At 60.1% G+C, this 2,174-nt stretch carries 2 protein-coding genes; both read left to right on the top strand.

Going from position 1 to position 2,174, the window contains the following annotated elements:
* A partial coding sequence (locus HX846_RS34780) for a type II secretion system F family protein (RefSeq protein ID WP_178967208.1) occupies positions 1 to 158 on the top strand: 158 nt, incomplete at its 5' end.
* 483 nt (positions 159 to 641) lie between these two features.
* Complete coding sequence (locus HX846_RS34785) at positions 642 to 1,805, top strand: substrate-binding domain-containing protein (RefSeq protein WP_003210472.1); 1,164 nt, start codon at positions 642 to 644, stop codon at positions 1,803 to 1,805.
* Positions 1,806 to 2,174: the final 369 nt, after the last annotated feature.

The raw sequence follows: 2,174 nt of genomic DNA on the forward strand, positions 1-2,174 counted from the left end.
GCGCGGCGCAAACCCTGTCGCGGGATATCGAGCGTCGGGCGATGGGCATGACGGCGTTGCTTGAACCACTGATGATCGTGGTGATGGGCGCCGTGGTGTTGGTCATCGTCATGGCCGTGCTGCTGCCGATCATCGAAATCAACCAACTGGTGACCTGACTGCTGACGAAACACGATCAAAAATGTGGGAGCGGGCTTGCTCGCGAAAGCGGTGTGTCAATCAACACATGTCGCGCCTGATCCACCGCTTTCGCGAGCAAGCCCGCTCCCACATTTGAATCGCGTTTCTTCAAGACTATTTTCGCGCGCCCGACACGCGGGTCCCAACCTCGGGTTCCTCATTCTGTCATCTGCCCAACCCCACCACACGGCCCGTAACGCCTCCAGCCCGGTCCTCGAAATCCGCGCTGAAACCTCGCTGTCACCTCACCCCCAAACCGCTCAAAAGTGTGACCAAAACACCCGAGAATCTTTTTAAAAATCAAGCCGTTCCTCCCGAGGTTTTTTCCTTTAGCTGTCATCGGATGCTGCGAAATTTCATACCCATGGCCTCACCCCTGGGTACCCCCCGGAACACAGCCCGGGACCGAAGCCATAGCGTCATCTACCCCAACGTACAAACACGACGAAAGGAGCTTCTTCATGTTTAAGCGCAACGTTCTCGCGGTATCCATGACCCTCGCTGCACTGTGCTCGGCCCAGGCTGCCATGGCAGACATCAACGGCGGCGGCGCCACCCTGCCACAACCGCTGTACCAGACCTCCGGCGTATTGACCGCCGGTTTCGCCCCGTACATCGGCGTGGGCAGCGGCAAGGGCAAACTGGCGTTCCTGAACAACGACTACAGCCAGTTCGGCACCGGCACCAAGAACGTTCACTGGGCGGGCAGCGACTCGAAGCTGACCTCGACTGAACTGTCCACCTACGCCTCCACCAAACAAGCGACCTGGGGCAAGCTGATTCAAGTGCCTTCGGTCGCCACTTCGGTTGCCATTCCATTCAACAAGGCTGGTACCAACGCAGTTGACCTGAGCGTTGATCAACTGTGCGGCGTGTTCTCGGGCCGCATCACCACCTGGAACCAACTCCCGGCTACCGGTCGCACCGGTAATATCGTGGTGGTTTACCGTAACGAAGCCAGTGGCACCACCGAGCTGTTCACCCGTTTCCTGGCGGCCAAGTGCGTCAATGAGTCCAAGAAATTTGTGGTCACCACCAACTTCGCGGACAGCTTCGGCGTGCCACCAGGCGCCGTGCCTGCCGTGACCAGCCAAGGCGTGATGACCGCGCTGAACGCCGGTGATGGTCGCATCACCTACATGAGCCCGGACTATGCCGCGCCTACCTTGGCTGGCCTGGATGACGCCACCAAAGTGGCCAAGGTCGCCGGTGTTTCTCCAGCCCCTGATAACGTTTCCGCCGCCATCGCTGCTGTGCCCGTACCGGCTGCTGCCAACGTCGCCAACCAGAACGCCTGGGTACCGGTGTTTGCTGCCGCCGCCGATGCCAACGACCCAAGCGTCGTGCCTTACCCAAGCAGCGGTTATCCGATCCTGGGCTTCACCAACCTGATCTTCAGCCAGTGCTACGCCGACGCCACCCAGACCTCGCAAGTGCGTGCATTCTTCACCCGTCACTTCGGTGCCAGCGCCTTGAACAGCAACGACAACGCGATCAAGGCCAACCGCTTCGTGCCACTGCCAGCTGCCTGGAAAGCCGCGATCACCAGCAACTTCGTTACCGCAACCAGCGCGCTGAGCATCGGCAAGTCTGATGTCTGCAACGCCATCGGTCGTCCGCTGTAACCCACGCTTTTACCGACCGGCAACACCCGATCAGCAACGGCCTGTGCCGTTGCTGATTTTTGCGTTTGCGGCTCGGCTATCAGCCTTACATGAACTTTCCATGACAGAAGTTCAGTCCCGCCCCTCGCCAACCGCCTAACTCCCATACGTGACGCACGTCGCCAGTTCCCTATGGGCAAAAACAAAGAAGGAAGCTTCCTGATGGTCCGCTGCAAACCACCGGTCAACCTGAATGCCCAAGGCCCTGGCGGCCAGACGATCCTGCGCCTCAAGCCCCTGGCCCAGGCGATTGCCTTGTTCATGGTGGCAGGCAGCGCCCACGCGGCGACAGCGTTCAGCTCCGGCTGGTTTGCCGACAAGGGTGCCTCC

This window comes from Pseudomonas sp. K5002, assembly GCF_013386655.1.
Taxonomy (GTDB): domain Bacteria; phylum Pseudomonadota; class Gammaproteobacteria; order Pseudomonadales; family Pseudomonadaceae; genus Aquipseudomonas.